This window comes from uncultured Ruegeria sp. (assembly GCF_947489545.1).
Classification (GTDB): domain Bacteria; phylum Pseudomonadota; class Alphaproteobacteria; order Rhodobacterales; family Rhodobacteraceae; genus Ruegeria.
Genome location: NZ_CANLDZ010000001.1, coordinates 305,718 through 323,239, shown reverse-complemented (window position 1 = coordinate 323,239; position 17,522 = coordinate 305,718). Strand labels below are relative to the sequence as shown.

Annotated in this window: 18 protein-coding genes; 10 read left to right on the top strand and 8 right to left on the bottom strand. The window is 56.3% G+C overall.

The window, feature by feature from the left end:
- Positions 1–19: 19 nt before the first annotated feature.
- The 3 genes from Q1B13_RS01540 to gloB all read right to left on the bottom strand — a co-directional run bounded on the left by Q1B13_RS01540 (position 20) and on the right by gloB (position 4,338).
- Entirely contained in the window at positions 20–910 is an 891-nt protein-coding gene (locus Q1B13_RS01540) for a YHYH protein (protein ID WP_299077342.1), read from the bottom strand.
- A 163-nt stretch (positions 911–1,073) separates the two neighbouring features.
- Positions 1,074–3,398: an ATP-dependent Clp protease ATP-binding subunit ClpA gene (gene clpA / locus Q1B13_RS01535; protein ID WP_298933916.1), complete on the bottom strand. Its 2,325-nt coding sequence runs from the start codon at positions 3,396–3,398 to the stop codon at positions 1,074–1,076.
- 172 nt (positions 3,399–3,570) lie between these two features.
- Positions 3,571–4,338 carry a hydroxyacylglutathione hydrolase gene (gene gloB / locus Q1B13_RS01530; RefSeq protein ID WP_299077339.1) on the bottom strand — a complete coding sequence of 256 codons (768 nt, stop codon included), beginning with the start codon at positions 4,336–4,338 and terminating at the stop codon, positions 3,571–3,573.
- Between the two features lie 61 nt (positions 4,339–4,399).
- On the opposite strand from gloB, the gene Q1B13_RS01525 reads away from it, so the two are divergent.
- The 7 genes from Q1B13_RS01525 (at position 4,400) to Q1B13_RS01495 (ending at position 10,774) form a co-directional block, all read left to right on the top strand.
- A complete protein-coding gene (locus tag Q1B13_RS01525; protein WP_298934067.1) occupies positions 4,400–5,134 on the top strand; it encodes a class I SAM-dependent methyltransferase in 735 nt (244 codons plus the stop codon).
- Positions 5,135–5,447: 313 nt separating this feature from the next.
- Positions 5,448–6,008, top strand: coding sequence for a F0F1 ATP synthase subunit delta (locus tag Q1B13_RS01520; protein ID WP_299077337.1), 561 nt, complete (start codon positions 5,448–5,450; stop codon positions 6,006–6,008).
- The gene (atpA, locus tag Q1B13_RS01515; protein WP_299077334.1) at positions 6,009–7,547 is read left to right on the top strand and encodes a F0F1 ATP synthase subunit alpha; all 1,539 of its coding nucleotides are present in this window, start codon (positions 6,009–6,011) and stop codon (positions 7,545–7,547) included. It begins immediately after the preceding gene.
- Between the two features lie 15 nt (positions 7,548–7,562).
- Positions 7,563–8,438 (top strand): F0F1 ATP synthase subunit gamma, encoded by an 876-nt coding sequence (locus Q1B13_RS01510; RefSeq protein ID WP_298933908.1) that lies wholly within the window; start codon positions 7,563–7,565, stop codon positions 8,436–8,438.
- A gap of 20 nt (positions 8,439–8,458) precedes the next feature.
- The gene (gene atpD / locus Q1B13_RS01505) at positions 8,459–9,883 is read left to right on the top strand and encodes a F0F1 ATP synthase subunit beta (protein ID WP_298933907.1); all 1,425 of its coding nucleotides are present in this window, start codon (positions 8,459–8,461) and stop codon (positions 9,881–9,883) included.
- 12 nt (positions 9,884–9,895) lie between these two features.
- A complete protein-coding gene (locus tag Q1B13_RS01500) occupies positions 9,896–10,306 on the top strand; it encodes a F0F1 ATP synthase subunit epsilon (RefSeq protein ID WP_298933904.1) in 411 nt (136 codons plus the stop codon).
- A gap of 117 nt (positions 10,307–10,423) precedes the next feature.
- Complete coding sequence (locus Q1B13_RS01495; RefSeq protein ID WP_299077331.1) at positions 10,424–10,774, top strand: H-type lectin domain-containing protein; 351 nt, start codon at positions 10,424–10,426, stop codon at positions 10,772–10,774.
- A 164-nt stretch (positions 10,775–10,938) separates the two neighbouring features.
- On the opposite strand, the gene Q1B13_RS01490 is transcribed toward Q1B13_RS01495, so the two are convergent.
- On the bottom strand, positions 10,939–11,754 hold the full coding sequence (locus Q1B13_RS01490; RefSeq protein ID WP_299077328.1) for a LysR family transcriptional regulator: 816 nt from the start codon (positions 11,752–11,754) through the stop codon (positions 10,939–10,941).
- 42 nt (positions 11,755–11,796) lie between these two features.
- On the opposite strand from Q1B13_RS01490, the gene Q1B13_RS01485 reads away from it, so the two are divergent.
- Positions 11,797–12,252, top strand: a complete 456-nt coding sequence (locus Q1B13_RS01485; RefSeq protein ID WP_299799625.1) for a hypothetical protein — start codon at positions 11,797–11,799, stop codon at positions 12,250–12,252.
- A 142-nt stretch (positions 12,253–12,394) separates the two neighbouring features.
- Here Q1B13_RS01485 and Q1B13_RS01480 read toward each other — a convergent pair whose 3' ends face one another.
- Positions 12,395–13,414 carry a ribose-phosphate pyrophosphokinase gene (locus Q1B13_RS01480; RefSeq protein WP_298933896.1) on the bottom strand — a complete coding sequence of 340 codons (1,020 nt, stop codon included), beginning with the start codon at positions 13,412–13,414 and terminating at the stop codon, positions 12,395–12,397.
- A gap of 107 nt (positions 13,415–13,521) precedes the next feature.
- Here Q1B13_RS01480 and Q1B13_RS01475 point away from each other — a divergent pair, with 107 nt between their 5' ends.
- Positions 13,522–14,124 carry a 2-hydroxychromene-2-carboxylate isomerase gene (locus Q1B13_RS01475; RefSeq protein ID WP_299077322.1) on the top strand — a complete coding sequence of 201 codons (603 nt, stop codon included), beginning with the start codon at positions 13,522–13,524 and terminating at the stop codon, positions 14,122–14,124.
- Positions 14,121–14,987 (top strand): alpha/beta hydrolase, encoded by an 867-nt coding sequence (locus Q1B13_RS01470; RefSeq protein WP_299077319.1) that lies wholly within the window; start codon positions 14,121–14,123, stop codon positions 14,985–14,987. Before Q1B13_RS01475 ends, Q1B13_RS01470 begins: the two co-directional genes overlap by 4 nt.
- On the opposite strand, the gene Q1B13_RS01465 is transcribed toward Q1B13_RS01470, so the two are convergent.
- The 3 genes from Q1B13_RS01465 to Q1B13_RS01455 are packed head-to-tail and all read right to left on the bottom strand — an operon-like array spanning position 14,944 to position 17,380.
- Positions 14,944–15,978 carry a low specificity L-threonine aldolase gene (locus Q1B13_RS01465; protein ID WP_299077316.1) on the bottom strand — a complete coding sequence of 345 codons (1,035 nt, stop codon included), beginning with the start codon at positions 15,976–15,978 and terminating at the stop codon, positions 14,944–14,946. The two genes, Q1B13_RS01470 and Q1B13_RS01465, sit on opposite strands and share 44 nt — an antisense overlap.
- Entirely contained in the window at positions 15,978–16,451 is a 474-nt protein-coding gene (locus Q1B13_RS01460) for a YcgN family cysteine cluster protein (RefSeq protein ID WP_299077313.1), read from the bottom strand. Before Q1B13_RS01460 ends, Q1B13_RS01465 begins: the two co-directional genes overlap by 1 nt.
- Positions 16,448–17,380, bottom strand: coding sequence for a bifunctional riboflavin kinase/FAD synthetase (locus Q1B13_RS01455; protein WP_299077310.1), 933 nt, complete (start codon positions 17,378–17,380; stop codon positions 16,448–16,450). Before Q1B13_RS01455 ends, Q1B13_RS01460 begins: the two co-directional genes overlap by 4 nt.
- Positions 17,381–17,522 lie beyond the last annotated feature (142 nt).

Sequence of the window (17,522 nt, the reverse complement as noted above, 5' to 3'; positions counted from 1 at the left end):
GGTTTTCTGAGACTTCAGACTATTGACGCCCAAAACGGAAACTTTTGTCCGGTGTTCCGGCAAAGCACCTTGGGATCACCGGGTAGTCTTCGGTCAGGAAATAGGCGTAGGTTCCAGATGGGTATTCGGCTGAAACAGTAAACGCGCCGTTACACTGATCCAATGTCCCGCTGCCCTGAACATAGGCATAGTCCTCGTTGAACGTGCCATCATATCGACCGTCCGGTTGGTTGCCCCCTGGCCGATTGCCGGATTTCAAACGGTAAGATGAGGTCATTTGGATCACCTGGCCGTCAATCACACCAGTCATGGCATAAATCGGATAGCCATCGGCAGCGTACCCAATCAGGGGCGAGTGCTTTACAGGTGACCAGTCATGCAGTTCGATCAATCCGGTCGGGACGCCGTGATAGTGATATTTTCCAGTTGGCTGAACATGCGCATAGTTCGCGTCAAGACCCAGAGCAATCGCTCCACCCAAGGCATTGTAAGACCACCCTGAGCGTTGATCCCCGTGCCAGAATTCTGCTGCCAGTGGATCAAACGTCACCCCGGTCAGCGAGACGCCAAAATTCCAACCCATTTGTAACGGTGTTCTGGATCCGGTCGATTTTGGATTTGCCGGAATGTTCAGTTTTACATTCTGAGTGGAAATGCTGTGTGGATTTCCGCGGTTGGGAAACTGCCCAACAAGGTGGTCAGGAATGCCGTTGCCAGTCAGGCGCAGCTTAGATGCCGTTTCTTTGATTTCGGATTGATTGGTGCCTGGGTCGACCGTTGCAGGCACAAGGTTGATCGGTCTGGTTTCGGTTTCGTCATGATAGCGAAACCTATGCTGTGCCGTCGCTACGGCCGCGCTAACAGATGCCAAAATAGCGACACCCCAAATCATGGTTTTTTTCCTGTGCATTCCCAAACTCCTCAGATGACCGTGTACTAGGACTAAACGTATGGAGTTTCAGTTTCCGTCGCGCAGACAAGATACAGTGTCAGATTTGACCCAGACCAAAACGCAAAGCCGCCCGGCGCTGGTCAGCGGCCGGGCGGTTCTTGATAAATTTTGGTCGGTTAGATCAATCTGCCGTCAGCAATGGCGGCTTGTCGCCCGGGATACGCCGCTGATCGGGCCCCAGGATTTCTAGGTCCAGCTCACCTTTCTTGACCGATACCCGCACCACACCGCCTTTGGCCAGCTTCCCGAACAAAAGCTCTTCGGCGAGAGGTTTTTTGATATGCTCTTGAATGACGCGCCCAAGAGGCCGCGCGCCCATCTTGTCATCATATCCTTTGTCGGCCAGCCAGGCAGCCGCCTTGGTCGTCAGATCGATGGTCACACCGCGATCCAGCAATTGCGCTTCAAGCTGCAGGACGAATTTCTCGACCACTTGCAGAATGACCTCTTTCGGCAATGGTGCGAAGGAGATTACGGCATCCAGACGGTTGCGGAATTCCGGCGTGAACATGCGTTCGATCGCTGCGGTATCCTCACCCTCGCGACGATCACGGGCAAAGCCGATGGCGGCCTTGGCCTGTTCCTGCGCACCTGCGTTTGAAGTCATGATCAGGACAACGTTGCGGAAATTCACCGTACGGCCGTTGTGATCGGTCAATTCACCGTGGTCCATCACTTGCAACAGGATGTTGAACACATCCGGGTGCGCCTTTTCGATCTCGTCCAGAAGCAGCACACAATGCGGGTGTTGATCGACACCGTCAGTCAGCAGGCCACCCTGATCGAAGCCTACATATCCCGGAGGTGCGCCGATCAGACGGCTGACCGCGTGTTTTTCCATGTACTCGGACATATCAAAGCGCAGCAGTTCGACCCCCAAAGTATCGGCCAGTTGTTTTGCGACCTCAGTCTTCCCGACACCAGTTGGTCCCGCGAACAGGTAGTTGCCAATTGGTTTTTCGGGCTCACGCAGACCGGCGCGCGCCAGTTTGATCGCGCTTGAGAGCGCTTCGATGGCCAGATCCTGACCAAACACCACGCGTTTCAGAGATGCTTCCAGGTCTTTCAGAACCTCGGCATCGTCTTTGGTGACGTTCTTCGGCGGAATGCGCGCGATCTTGGCCACCACAGCTTCGATCTCTTTGACGCCGATGGTTTTGCGACGCTTGCTTTCTGCGACCAGATGCTGGGCGGCGCCAGCCTCGTCGATTACATCGATGGCTTTGTCCGGCAATTTGCGATCATTGATGTAGCGCGCAGACAGCTCAACCGCTGTCTTGATTGCATCTGCGGTATACTTGATCTCGTGATGCTTCTCGAAATAGGGCTTGAGGCCGCGCAGAATCTTTACGCTGTCTTCAACCGTTGGCTCGTTTACATCGATCTTCTGGAACCGACGGGACAGGGCACGGTCTTTTTCAAAGTGCTGACGGAACTCTTTATACGTCGTCGACCCCATGGTGCGCAGCTTGCCGCCCTGAAGCGCAGGCTTCAGCAGGTTCGAGGCATCCATAGCACCGCCTGAGGTGGCGCCAGCACCGATGACAGTATGAATTTCATCAATGAACAGCACCGCATCAGGGTGGTCTTCCAGCTCGGTTACCACCGCCTTGAGACGCTCTTCGAAATCGCCGCGATAGCGGGTCCCGGCCAACAGCGCGCCCATGTCGAGCGAATAGATTGTTGTTTCGGAGAGCACGTCGGGTGCTTCGCCCTGCACAATCTTATAGGCCAGACCTTCGGCTATGGCCGTTTTGCCAACACCGGGGTCGCCAACCAGAAGCGGGTTGTTCTTGCGACGGCGGCAAAGCACCTGAATGCAACGTTCCACCTCGTCGGCCCGGCCGATCAAGGGGTCTACATCGCCAGCGCGGGACTTTGCATTCAGATCGACGCAGTATTTTCCCAGTGCGCTTTCTTTCTGTTCTGCCTCGCCGGAACCCGCCTGCGCCTCTTCTTCGACCTGATCCGCACCGGAGACGGACCGGCTTTCGCCATATGCTGGGTCCTTGGCAACACCATGGGCGATGAAATTGACCGCGTCGTAACGGGTCATGTCCTGTTCTTGAAGGAAATAGGCCGCGTTGCTTTCGCGCTCGGCAAAGATCGCAACCAGTACATTTGCTCCGGTAACTTCGGTTCGGCCAGAACTTTGGACATGGATGGCGGCGCGCTGAATAACACGTTGGAAAGCTGCAGTCGGGACAGCTTCGGATCCGTCGATATCCGTGACCAGATTGGACAGGTCCTCATCAATGAACTCGACCAGAGTGCTACGCAGCTCGTCCAGATCAACGCTACAGGCTTTCATGACGCGGATGGCGTCAGGTTCTTCCAAAAGCGCCAGTAGCAGATGCTCTAGCGTTGCAAATTCGTGGCGCCGCTCATTCGCAGCTGCCAAGGCCGCGTGGATGGCTTGTTCTAATGTGCTCGAGAATGAAGGCACGCGGGTGCTCCTCTGTCTTGGGTCGGAAGGGGCGGGCTTCGGCCGGATCCCCATCCCAACCATGTCCTCATACTATTAGAGTTTGGTTGATCGACGCCCGGCTTCAAGGGTTTTCTTTCACTTGACAGTCACATTTCCTGTGACCGTGGCCGTGAAGAGGGCGAAATAGGCACTAAAACCTGTCTTTTCTAGACCGGATCTCGGCAAAAACTTTGGCTGGGTCCGAGTTTTCGATGCCTAAATGCGCTTGAATCGCCGGATCTGCCGCCCGCAAGAAGGGATTTGTAGCCTTTTCCAAAGCCAGAACTGAAGGAACAGTAGGTATCCCTGTTGCACGCGCACGATCAATTTCGACTACGCGGTCCTGCAAAGCCAAATTGTCCGGATCGATTGTCAGGGCGAATCTGGCATTGGATTGGGAGTATTCATGCCCCGAACATACCAGCGTGTCGTCGGGCAGGGCGGCTAGTTTGCTTAGAGAAGACCACATTTGAGGGGCGGTGCCTTCAAATAGACGCCCGCACCCAAGGGCCATCAGGCTGTCGGCTGTAAACACCGCTTTGCTTTTGGGTAGGTAAAAGGCCACATGGCCTACAGTGTGGCCTGAGACGTCCAGAACCTCGACCGGTTCGCCGCCGATTTCAAATCTATCCCCTTCAGCAACCTGCAAGTTCAGGGGCGGCAGGCGGTGGGCATCTGCCGCAGCGCCGACCACTTCTGCCGGATGGGCTTCACGAATAGCAGCAAGGCCATCAACGTGATCCCAGTGGTGATGGGTCAGAAGAATGTGGCTCAACTGCCAGTTCCGCTCATTCAGCGCGGTAAGAATCGGTTCTGCCTGCGGCGCGTCGACAAGCGCTGTGTCGCCACTGACACGGTCGTGGGCGAGAAATGCGTAATTGTCGCTGAGGCACGGGATGGTGACGATCTCAAGAGGCATGGCCTTTTGCCCTTTCGTTGCTAGACTGCACTCAGCTAAGCCGATTGACCGGGTGTCCGCAATGCATCTTGATGTGCAGGATCTGAGGAATTTCTATTACCGCAGCACGTTAGGGCGTGCGGCGCAGGCGGCGATACGTGGCCGCCTGACAGATCTTTGGCCCGAGGCAAAGGGTCAGACAGTTGCAGGCTTTGGGTTTGCTGTGCCGCTGCTGCGCCCCTACCTGAAGGAGGCGCGGCGTGTGATCGGCCTCATGCCCGGCCCGCAAGGTGTTATGCCGTGGCCGGCCGGGATGCCGAATGTTTCGGTTCTGACGGAAGAAACGCTCTGGCCCATCGAAACCGGTCATGTGGACAAGTTGGTGGTGATGCACGGGCTGGAAACCTCAGAACGACCTACTCAGCTGTTAGAAGAATGCTGGCGCGTTCTGGGCCCAGGCGGGCGGGCGCTGTTTATTGTGCCGAACCGGGCCGGGTTATGGTCACGATCGGACCGAACCCCGTTCGGCTACGGGCGACCTTATTCGGCCTCACAACTGGAAAACCAGTTAAAGGCCCATCATTTCCTGCCGGGGTCTCATTGTTCCGCCCTGTACATGCCGCCATCCTTCAAGCGCTACTGGCTGAAATCCGGCAGCCTGATCGAAAAAACAGGACAACGATTGCCGACGGTCATGGCAGGTGGCGTCCTGATGGTGGAAGCGACCAAACACATACGACCGCCAGGTGGCAACGTGACCAAAGACACCGAAAAACGACCGATAAAAGCACTCGATGGATTGCTGAAGCCTGCCTAATGGATCGAGGCTTTATAAGGTCCGTTGAAGGCAAAATCATGAGGGAAAAAAGTCACAGGAATCGCAAAAACCTGCAATTTCGTAACATTTTTCAACTGGTGTGCCTGAACCAAAGGGTCGCACTTGCCGTAAGTGTATGAATTGAAACGTTTTGTGGATAACACTGTGATGGTTATAATATATTGCTAGCTTGGTTCGGCTCTGCTACATCCCCGTTGATTTTGATCCCCGGCCTTTTGGACGGGGTTTCTTCACGCCCCCGGGGTAGCTGCCGCAACGCGAATTCGGGGCCCAAAATATCGGAAGGGTGGACGTGTCCGAACCAGCTTCGATTTCCACAGGCATTGCCATGCGCTATGCCACCGCGATCTTCGAGATCGCCAAAGAGAATAAAGACCTCGCAGGTCTGGAAACCGGCATCAATGATCTGGCAGCAGCTTTGCGCGACAGTCCCGACTTGCGCGACCTGATTGCGTCGCCACTGGTGTCTCGCTCAGAACAGGAATCAGCCATTACCGCGATTGCCGACAAGATGGGGCTGCATGCCATCCTGCGCAATACGCTGGGCCTGATGGCGCAGAAACGCCGTCTGTTCGTTGTACCGCAACTGGTGAACGTCCTGCGCGACATGCTGGCAGATGAACGCGGCGAAGTGACTGCCGATGTTGCCTCGGCCAAGGCGCTTACCAAGACGCAAATGGAAAAACTGTCCAAGACGCTGTCCGAGCGTGTTGGCAAAAACGTAACAATCAATGCGACCGTTGATGAAAGCCTCATCGGCGGTCTTGTCGTTAAAGTGGGCTCGAAGATGATCGATAGCTCGATCCGGTCGAAGCTCAACTCCCTACAGAATGCAATGAAAGAGGTCGGATAAATGGGAATCCAAGCTGCAGAGATTTCTGCAATCCTGAAGGACCAGATCAAGAATTTTGGTCAGGAAGCCGAAGTGGCCGAAATCGGTCGCGTGCTGAGCGTCGGTGACGGGATTGCCCGCGTATACGGTCTGGACAATGTGCAAGCGGGTGAGATGGTCGAATTCCCCGGCGGCATCATGGGCATGGCGCTGAACCTGGAAAGCGACAACGTTGGTGTTGTTATCTTCGGTTCCGACCGTGACATCAAAGAAGGTGACATCGTCAAGCGCACCAACTCGATCGTGGACGTTCCGATTGGTAACGGTCTGCTGGGTCGTGTTGTTGACGGTCTGGGCAACCCGCTGGACGGCAAAGGCCCCATCGAATCCACCGAGCGTGGCGTTGCTGACGTCAAAGCACCTGGCATCATCCCGCGTAAATCGGTTCATGAACCGATGGCAACCGGCCTGAAATCGGTTGACGCGATGATCCCGATTGGTCGTGGCCAGCGTGAGCTGATCATTGGTGACCGTCAGACCGGTAAAACTGCCGTTGCTCTGGACGCCATCCTGAACCAGAAAACCTACAACGATGCAGCAGGCGACGACGAGTCGAAGAAGCTGTACTGCGTTTACGTTGCGATCGGCCAAAAGCGTTCGACCGTTGCGCAGCTGGTGAAGAAACTGGAAGAGTCCGGCGCGATTGACTACTCGATCGTTGTGGCCGCAACCGCGTCCGACCCGGCGCCGATGCAGTTCCTGGCACCCTATGCCGCAACCGCAATGGCCGAATTCTTCCGCGACAATGGCCGCCACGCACTGATCATCTATGATGACCTGTCGAAACAGGCTGTGTCTTATCGTCAGATGTCGCTGCTGCTGCGTCGTCCGCCCGGACGTGAAGCCTATCCTGGTGACGTTTTCTACCTTCACTCCCGCCTGCTGGAACGCTCGGCGAAGCTGAACGAAGACTTCGGTGCGGGCTCGTTGACCGCTCTGCCGGTTATCGAAACCCAAGGTGGTGACGTTTCGGCGTTTATTCCAACCAACGTGATCTCGATCACCGACGGTCAGATCTTCCTTGAAACCGAACTGTTCTACCAGGGTATCCGCCCCGCTGTGAACACCGGTCTGTCGGTTTCGCGTGTGGGCTCCTCGGCTCAGACCAACTCGATGAAGTCGGTTGCCGGTCCGGTTAAGCTGGAGCTGGCTCAGTACCGCGAAATGGCTGCGTTTGCGCAGTTCGGTTCCGACCTCGACGCCGCGACCCAGCAGCTGCTGAACCGTGGTGCGCGCCTGACCGAGCTGATGAAACAGCCGCAGTACTCGCCGTTGACCAACGCCGAGATCGTCTGCGTTATCTTCGCCGGTACCAACGGCTACCTCGACAAGATCGACGTGTCCGATGTTGGCCGTTACGAAGCTGGCTTGCTGGCGCATCTGCGCGGCAAGCACGCCGACTTGCTCCAGTGGATCACCGACGAAGATCCCAAGATCAAGGGCGATGCTTCCGACAAGATCAAGGCTGCGATTGACGAATACGCCGCAACCTTCGCTTAAGGGAGAGGCGGGCATATGCCAAATCTTAAGGATCTTAAAAACAGGATCGAGTCGGTCAAGTCGACCCGCAAGATCACCAAGGCCATGCAAATGGTCGCGGCTGCAAAACTGCGCCGCGCCCAGGAATCTGCCGAAGCCTCGCGCCCCTATGCTGCACGGTTCAATGCCGTGATGGCGGGGCTGGCGGCATCGGTCGGGGGCAGCGACAGCGCCCCCAAGCTGCTCCGTGGGACGGGCAGTGATGATGTCCATCTGCTCGTCGTCATGACAGCTGAGCGCGGCCTGTGTGGCGGCTTCAACTCGAACATCGCCAAGCTGGCCCGCGCCAAAGCCTATGAGCTGCAAGCAAAGGGCAAGACGGTCAAAATTCTGACGGTCGGCAAGAAAGGTCGCGACGCGATCAAACGCGAATATGGCGATCTGTTCGTGGGCCATGTCGATCTGAGCGAGGTTAAGCGTCTGGGCTACACCAACGCGCAGGACATCGCAAAGGACGTCCTGTCTCGTTTCGACGGGGGTGAGTTCGACGTTGCCACGATCTTCTATTCGAAGTTCGTCAACGTTGTGACGCAGATCCCTACGGCACAGCAGATCATCCCTGCCTCGTTCGAGGATATCGAGGGTGACGACAGCGGCGCGGTGTTCGATTACGAGCCCAGCGAAGAAGCCATTCTGGCTGATTTGCTGCCTAAGGGGGTTGCGACTGCGATCTTCTCAGGCTTGCTCGAAAACGGGGCCTCGGAACAGGGTGCACGGATGTCTGCAATGGACAACGCGACACGCAACGCGGGTGAAATGATCGACAAGCTGACGATCCAGTTCAACCGTTCGCGTCAGGCCGTGATCACCAACGAGCTGATTGAAATCATTTCCGGCGCTGAGGCGCTGTAGAGACAAACCGGAGACGAAACATGGCGAATGCAAAAGGCAAAGTCACACAGATCATCGGGGCCGTCGTTGACGTGCACTTCGATGACGCACTGCCTGAAATTCTGAACGCGCTGGAAACCACCAACAACGGCAAGAAGCTGGTTTTGGAGGTTGCACAGCACCTGGGCGAAAACACTGTCCGCACCATCGCGATGGACGCGACCGAAGGTCTGGTCCGTGGCGAAGCCGTAACCGACACCGGCGCCCCGATCGCGGTTCCGGTCGGTAACGCGACCTTGGGACGGATCCTGAACGTTGTGGGTGAGCCCATCGACGAAAAAGGCCCAGTGGAAACCAAAGAAACCCGCGCCATCCACCAGGATGCGCCGGATTTCTCGGATCAGGCCACTGAATCCGAAGTTCTGGTCACAGGCATCAAGGTTGTGGATCTGCTGGCCCCTTACGCCAAAGGCGGTAAGATCGGCCTGTTCGGCGGTGCCGGCGTTGGTAAAACCGTTCTGATCATGGAACTGATCAACAACATCGCCAAAGTGCACTCGGGCGTGTCCGTGTTCGCTGGTGTTGGTGAGCGGACCCGTGAAGGCAACGACCTGTACCACGAGATGATCGAATCCGGCGTTATCGTTCCTGATAAGCTGGAAGATTCGAAAATTGCACTGGTTTACGGCCAGATGAACGAGCCTCCGGGTGCGCGTATGCGGATCGCTCTGTCGGGTCTGACCTTGGCGGAACAATTCCGTGATGCAACCGGAACCGACGTTCTTTTCTTTGTCGACAACATCTTCCGCTTTACTCAGGCGGGTTCCGAGGTTTCGGCTCTTCTGGGTCGTATTCCTTCGGCTGTGGGCTATCAGCCGACACTGGCGACCGACATGGGCGCGATGCAGGAACGGATCACCTCGACCAAGTCGGGCTCGATCACCTCGGTGCAGGCCGTCTACGTCCCTGCGGATGACTTGACCGACCCCGCGCCGGCCACATCGTTCGCACACTTGGACGCGACCACGGTTCTGAACCGTGCGATTTCGGAAAAAGGTATCTACCCTGCGGTTGACCCGCTTGACTCGACCTCTCGTCTGCTTGACCCGGCCATCGTTGGTGAAGAGCACTATACCGTTGCGACCGACGTTCAGCAGATCCTCCAGCGCTACAAGTCGCTGCAGGACATCATCGCCATTCTTGGCATGGACGAACTGTCGGAAGAAGACAAACTGACCGTGGCCCGTGCCCGTAAGATTGAACGCTTCCTGTCGCAGCCGTTCGATGTGGCCGAGGTCTTCACCGGTTCGCCCGGCGTTCAGGTTGCTCTCGATGTCACCATCGCGTCATTCAAAGCCGTCGTCGCCGGCGAATACGACCACCTGCCCGAGGCAGCCTTCCTGATGGTTGGCGGCATCGACGAAGTGATCGCAAAAGCCGAAAAGATGGCAGCAGAAGCCGCCTAAGGAGCACACCTGATGGCAAACACGATGCAATTCGACCTCGTCAGCCCCGAGCGGAGCCTTGCTTCGCTTGAGGTCAGCGCGGTCCAGCTTCCCGGCGCGGACGGGGACATGACGGCAATGCCCGATCATGCCCCGACGATTACCACGCTACGCCCAGGTCTGTTGAAGGTCGAGGCACCCGAAGGGTCCAGCGAATATCTGGTCACCGGCGGGTTTGCCCAGATCAACGGCGACAGCCTGTCGGTTCTGGCTGAAAAGGCCATTCCAGTGGCCGAAGTGACCCGGTCGCGTCTGGACGATCTGATCGCCGAGGCCCGCACCTCGCATGATGCAGCTAAAGAGGGGCAGGATCAGTCTGTTGTCGACGATGCGGCCAAGCTGCTGGCTGATATGGAAGCTCTGGGAACGCATATGAGCCTGTAAGCGTCTCTGTGCACTATGTTTTCTTTAGACGGCCCTGCGTTTGCGGGGCCGTTTTTTGTCGTGCGTTCGCCATAAGGTCGGGGTAGGCTGCAAGAATTGAATGAAAATGATGCAAGAATGAAAACGTTTAAATCCCATCCCATTGGCATTGATCAGGGCGAAGAAGTTCTATTTTCGGAATTCGCCGATGGCGGACAGATGTGGACAGGCGATGGCCCGCGTGAACGTAGGACTGAAATTGCGTTCAGCCAGCCTTTCCGGTCAGTTCCGGTCGTCCAGATTGGTGTGTCACTGTGGGACGTGGACACGTCCTCTGCCTTGCGCGCCGAAGTACAGGCCGAGGAGGTTACGGTCGAAGGATTCTATGCTGTATTCCGAACCTGGTCAGACACGCGCATCGCCCGCATCCGAGTCGCCTGGACTGCAATTGGCGAAGTGGCAAATGAAGATGACTGGGACATTTCTTAGCTAGCATCTAGCAAAAGTCGCGCTCTGCCTTGCAGAGCTGGATTCTTAATGATGGCGAGCGTCCGACAGCGATCAAAGCAAACCTTCACATAAATTCCGACTGTCATGACGGACAAGAGCGGCGCAGCAAACAGGTTGTTCGACACAGCGCAGTTTTGTTGCATCTAAGTCGGAAACAGTCTTTCGGCCAATCCTTTTGCGAAGGCGGACTTGCGATGTGAAATACCGGTCGTGCGAGTACCGGCATCTGCATCGAGCAATGGCAACAGCTTGATGTCGTCGCGCCCATCTCCGTGTGACTGCGGCACAAAAGCAATTCCCAACCCAGCCCCAATCAGTTCCATTAGTTGCATGTCGTTTGTAGCGTGTGCCGCGACAGACAACCGAGAAGGCACAAGCTCGATGCGATCGGCATTCGGGCAATATGGCCGGTGGATCAGCGGGGCATCCTCGAGATCTGCCAAATGCACTCCTGGCAATGAAGCGAGCGGATGGAAGCGTGCGACGGCGATGCGATATGGTTCTTCTGCCAGCGTGGCAAATACGTGGCCTTCTGGAACACACATATCAGACAGATAGGCAAGATCGCTGTCTCGGGCATTCTCAGTGAAGCTGAAGATCAGGGTAGGAGTACTTCTCCGCAGACTGCTCAACCCGGGCGCGATCCCTTCGATTAGAATGTCCGGGGCGCAATGAACTCGGACCGTTTGTTGTGGCTGGTCGCACAGGCGGGTCTCCAATGTGGACAAATGAGTAACGCTTTGCTCTGCTTCGTAGTAGAGCCTGTGCGCCAGCGGTGTCGGCGTCAGTCCGCTCTTTGATCGCTTGAACAGAGGCGTGCTCAGCCTGTCTTCCAGCTTTTGGATTGCCGCAGAGACCGTTGGCTGGCTGACACCGTTTACACGCGCCGCTTGGCTAAACGTTCCTGTCTCAAATGCGCTTGTAAAGTAGCGCAATGTGTTCAGATCTATCATAGTCATTGCCTATATCATAGATAGATATAATGGCAATTTTCAAATACATTGAGCGACGGCAGATTGGCATGGTCACAACAAAGGGAATTGATGACCATGCAGTTGACCTCCGTTAAGCTGGAACAAACAGCCATTGGACAGGCGCTTACGAAATTTATCTTCGGCGATGCCTCGCTTTTTGACTTGATCTCGGATGACATTGATTTTCGCATCGAGCATTTCCGCGACGAGACGGACACGAGTTGGCAACGGGCCAATTCTCGCGAAGCCTTGATGGCGGTGATCACGCAACTCGGTCAGGAAGTGTTCCCTAAAGGAACCGAAGCTCTTGGGCTTGAAGTTTTTGCGTTAGGAGATGGCTGGCATCTGACCCGTTTTGAACAGCAGTTTTTCTATGGCTTAAGGCAGCGCGATGTTGTCAGTCGCACAATTATTGTTTCGCACGAAACGGATGGTTTGCTGGATTTCTTTCGAGAGACAGTCACAGCTGTTACGAATGTTTGACTGACGTATGGCCTCTTGAACCACGAAGCCGACAATGACGATGTAAACGCATAGGTCCGCTTTGCAGGCAATCATTGTCTTATGAAGTCAGAATTTCATAGCGTTGGCGGCAAGGCACGAAATACTCTGCCGCCCCGCCCGGTTAGTCCATGTGATACATCGACTCGTAAATCGGAGTCAGCGTTTTGTCCTCGAACAAGGACGAAACGCTTGTCCCGTTCCAGATGTTGAGGATCGCTTGGGTGAAGATCGGAGCTGTTGGAACGATGCGGATGTTTTTCGCTTTGGTAATGTCTTTGGTTGGCTGGATCGAATCCGTCAGCACCAGCGATTTCATGACGGAATTCGTGACGCGCTCGACCGCTGGGCCGCTCATGACGCCGTGGGTGATGTAGGAATGAACTTCCTTGGCACCGTTATCCATTAGAACCTGTGCTGCCTTGCAGAGCGTTCCGGCTGTATCGCACATATCGTCGACGATCAGGCAGATCTTGTCTTTGACTTCCCCGATCACAGTCATTTCGGCTATTTCGCCCGCTTTTTCGCGGCGCTTGTCTACGATCGACAGCGGAGCGTTGATGCGTTTTGCCAGCTCACGCGCACGGGCCACGCCGCCAACGTCGGGCGAGACGACCATTATTTCGTCGAGTTGATCCTTGAACTGGGTCTTTACATCCAGCGCAAAAATGGGTGAGGCATAAAGGTTGTCTACCGGGATATCAAAGAAGCCCTGGATCTGGGCAGCGTGGAGATCCATGGTCAGAACCCGCTCGATTCCGGCACCGGTCAGCATGTTGGCAACAAGCTTGGCGCTGATCGGTGTACGGGCTTTGGTGCGGCGATCCTGACGGGCGTAACCGAAGTAAGGGATCACCGCAGTGATACGCGAGGCCGACGACCGACGCAGCGCGTCAGCTATGATCAGCAGTTCCATCAGATTGTCATTCGCCGGGTTCGAGGTCGGCTGGATAATGAACATATCCTCGCCGCGGACGTTCTCGAACACTTCGACAAAAATCTCTCCGTCGTTGAACCGTTCGACCCTCGCATCGACCAGACCTTGGTCAACACCGCGATACAGGCTCATGCGGCGGGCAATGGTTTCGGCAAGCGGAAGATTTGCGTTCCCAGCGATAAGCTTGGGTTCGTTGAGTGTCGGCATCGGCTGAGGTCCCCGGGCAGCGTTGGCAATGTGACAGATTCGTGATGTTGACACCGCTTAGCATGGCCTTACCGTTCCGCAAAGATAGCCCAGCGGAGAAAGTGAACATGACCCAGATTGACTACTTTTTTGCGACACTGTCGCCCTATTCCTATCTGGCGGGCCTGCGGTTGGAGGAGATCGCTGCCAAGCATGGTGCATCGATCAATTACAAGCCGCTGGACATCGTCGCCCTGTTTGGCCGGACCGGCGGGGTCTCTCCCAAAGACAGGCACATCTCGCGCATCGAATACCGCGCGCAGGAGCTGCTGCGTCAGTCCGAGAGAGTTGGGATGGAGTTCAATCTTCAACCTGCCCACTGGCCAACAAATGCGGCACCGTCGTCTTATGCCGTTATCGCCGCGATCAAGGACGGCTCTGGGGATGTCGGTCAGCTATGCTATTCAGTTCTACGCGCCTGCTGGGCCGAAGAAAAAGACATCGCGCAAGATGAGGTGATCCGGGAATGCCTGTTGAACGCGGGGTTCAACCCGGACCTTGCTGATAGCGGCCTTCTGGTTGGCGCTGAAACCTATGCGGCCAATCTGGAAGAGGCGGTAGATCGCGGTGTCTTTGGCGCTCCGTTCTACATCACCGAAGACGATCAGCGGTTCTGGGGCCAGGATCGGTTGGACGACCTGGATCGACATCTCGCAGTACTGAGTAGGTGACGATCCAAGCTGTGCCGTGTCAGCCGGGATATGTCAGATCGATGGGAGAGGGCGAGCGCAATCTGCTCGCCCTTCACTGTACGATAGCCCATTCTGGTGCATGGTCTGGTCTGGCGTCTGCTCTGAAAGGGCATGTCAGGATTTTCGCTCCTGACATGCTGTCTCATGGCCGCAGTTCAGATTGGGATGGTACAGGTGACTATTTTGATCAGACCACGGCGATGGCAAGGGCGCAATTGAGCGAACCGATGGATGTGATCGGTCATTCGTTTGGGGCGATGATTGCGCTTCGACTGGCTGTTGAGTACCCGGGCCTGGTACGCAGCGCCGTTTTGATCGAACCGGTGTTTTTTGTGGTGGCGCAACAAAACTCGCCTGCTCTGTTTCAACAATACGAAAACGATGCACAGCCCGTTGATGAGGCGTTCGCAGCTGGTGACAAACCACGCGCTGCCCGATTGTTCAATCGCATGTGGGCTTCCACGTCCAGCCCCAGATGGGCTGACTTGCCGGATCGCACGCGCGCGGCCATGATCCGGGGGATAGACGTTGTGCCAGCCGTGCGAACCGCGTTGCATGACGACAGTGCAGGGCTTCTTGCGCCCGCGTCGCTGCGCCAGGCGTCAATGCCAATCCTGCTGCTGAGCGGATCAAAAACCCATCCTGTCATGCCGGCCATCTGCGACGGGCTTGCACAACTTCTCGCTTCGGCAAGCCACGCAACGGTCGATGGGGCAGGGCACATGCTGCCGATCTCGCATCCACGCGAAACCGCTATTCTGGTTCAGGACTTCTGGCGTTCAAATGCCCCGCTGCCGGTCACAACAGATCAAGAAACCGATCGATCTCATCCGGCCCGATAGACCAATCGCAAACCAACCTGCAGGCCAGAGCTTCGTTTTCATCCGCCCCAACCAGTTCAGCACCCCACAGGTGATAAGTGGCACCCGCGTAGTGCAAAAGCTTATGTTTGGATCGCGGGAAGGACGCAAAAATCATGTTAGCCTGTGGCTCATGCAGAAACGAGGCGCCTTTCGCGCGCAGGCCATCTGCGAGGCGGGCACAGTTCGCATTCGATTGCCGCGCAAGTTTCAGCCACAGATCGTCCTGCAGGTAGGCCGCCATCTGCGCCGACAGAAAGCGATGTTTCGAAAACAGATGCGCCCCGCGTTTGCGGCGCAACTCAAACTCCCAGGCTTTGCTTTCGTCAAAAAAGACCACGGCTTCCACACCCATTAGCCCGTTCTTAGTTCCCCCGAAACTGACAACGTCCACACCTGCTTTCCACGTCATCTCGGCGGGCGAGCAATTCAAGGCAACAAGCGCATTGGCAAACCGGGCGCCGTCCAGATGAACCGGAAGGTCATACTCTTTGGCAACCGCACACAGCGCTTGCAATTCTTCCAGAGAATAAACCGAACCGCGCTCAGTCACTTGCGTGATCGATACCGGCCCGCGCTGCGGACCATGCACGCCGCGCGTTTCCTCAGCCAAAATGGAACTCCACAGAGCCGTAGGGTTCATTTTATCGCCGCCGGGGACCAGCGTCAGCTTGGCGCCACTGTAGAATTCGGGTGCATTGCATTCGTCTTCGTGGATATGGGCGACCGGCGAACAAAACACGGTTTCCCAAGGCTGTGACAAGGTCGCCAGAGCCAGCGAGTTTGCTGCCGTGCCCGTTGCCACCAGATAGACGGCAGCCCCCGGAGCCTCAAAAACACCGCGGATGCGATCACGCACTTCATTCATAAGCACGTCTGCCCCATAGGCCATCTGATATCCCTGATTGGCCTCGGTCATTTTGGCCATGACCTGCGGATGAACAGGACCAGAATTGTCGGACGCGAAATGCATCAGGTCGGCTCCTCGATGATGTAGTCTTCCCACTCTTCCATGGGGGTTTCGAACTCTGAAACAGTGCGTCCTTGAACGGAAACACCAGCCGCGTGGACACTGTCTGGTGTACCTGACAGCAATGGGTGCCAGTCGTAAAGAGGCTTACCTTCCCACAACAAGCGGTAGGCGCAGGTCTGTGGCAGCCAGTAGGCGTGTTGATCTATATTGCTGGGTGTCATCACGATGCATTCAGGTACAAATTGGTGCCGAATGTCGTATTGAGTGCAGCGACAACTTTCATCGTCCAATAGCCGACACGCAACACAGGTCAGGGCAACTTCGCCTGAGTCTTCGTCTTCCAACTTGTTCAGGCAACACTTCCCACAGCCGTCACACAGTGCCTCCCATTCGGGTTGGGTCATGTTGCGCAGGGGCTTGCGCTCCCAGAACCGCGCGGGCAGGCCTGCCCGATCAATAGGGTCTGTTGTCATAGCGATGCCAGAATACTGCGCGCCTGGTCGCAATCCGCCTCCATCTGCGCAATCAGCCCATCCAGCCGGTCGAATTTCAGTTCCGGGCGCAGGAAATCGATCAGTCCAACCGAAAGGGTCGCTCCATAGAGATCACCTGAGAAATCGAACAGGAAGGTTTCAATGTTTGGCGTCTCACCCTGGAACATCGGTCGAACCCCGATTGACGCTGCCCCATGATAGCTGCCCTGATGCGGGCCATCCAACACGTCCACCAGTACCGCGTAGACGCCGAACCTTGGGGGATGAAGGCCCTCGATCGACATGTTTGCAGTGGGAAAACCCAGCTCGCGCCCACGCTGTTCGCCGCCGATAACCTCGCCTTCGATCCGGTGCCAGTGACCCAGCATGGCAGCGGCATCCCGTGGCCGCCCTTCGGTAAGAGCGGTGCGGATTGCGGTAGACGACACAACGTTTTCCGACCGTTCCATCAGCGGGGCGATCGTGACACCGAACCCCATGTCCTGACCAAACCCAACCATATCCTGTGCGGTTCCGCTCCTGCCTTTGCCGAAACAGAAATCAGCACCAACCACGACATGAGACAGCCCCAGCCCGCCGCAGATAACGTTGTGTGCAAATTCCTCGGGCGACAAACCGGCAAGCGCCGCGTTGAACGGCAGTTCATAGAGTTTTTGTACGCCCAGTTTTTGCAACCGGTGCGCGCGTGCATTGCCACGCATCAGACGGAATGGGGGGGCTTCTGGCATGAAATATTCGCGCGGATGCGGCTCGAATGTCAGGATGCCCAGCGGCGCATCTGGTGCCGCAGTGCGGGCCAGTTCAATGACAGACTGATGCCCGACATGGACGCCATCAAAGTTTCCGATCGCCACACTGGCCCCGCGATCCTTTGGTTCGATAAACTGGAAATCCCGAATAATCTGCATGACGCGTGGGTACTGTCCAACGAGACTATGTTCAAGCGTCTCGTTTCGACGTCTATCTAAAATTCCGAACGTCTGTGGTGTCTTGCCTTGCTGATCAAGGCGCATCAGGTCGTTCGCGACCAGAACCGGCGCATACTTGCGG